Here is a 318-nt window from a genome sequence, read left to right as displayed (position 1 = left end):
TCTGGAAGGAAGCTGGCCGAACTTGACAGATACGGCGGCGACCGCGGACGATGTGGCCTACATCATCTATACATCTGGATCGACGGGAATTCCGAAAGGAGTGTGCGTCACGCATCGAGGGGTGGTCCGGCTCGTTGTCGCTGCCAATTATGTGGACATCAGCAGCAAGGACGTATTTCTGCAAGGCTCGACGATATCGTTCGACGCGGCAACGTTCGAGATTTGGGGCAGCTTGCTGAATGGAGCTGCTCTGGCCATTTTGCCTCCAGGGAATCTATCGTTGACCGAATGGACACAGGCCATTCAACAGCATCAAGT

Annotated in this window: 1 protein-coding gene; it reads left to right on the top strand. The window is 54.7% G+C overall.

From position 1 onward, the window contains the following. Positions 1 to 22: 22 nt before the first annotated feature. Positions 23 to 318 (top strand): AMP-binding protein (locus tag A372_RS32720; protein WP_272943447.1); only part of this gene is annotated, 296 nt, incomplete at its 3' end.

The organism is Paenibacillus sp. OSY-SE, from assembly GCF_000283315.1.
GTDB classification, from domain to species: Bacteria; Bacillota; Bacilli; order Paenibacillales; family Paenibacillaceae; genus Paenibacillus_B; species Paenibacillus_B profundus.
This window is presented reverse-complemented; position numbering and strand designations above follow the sequence as displayed.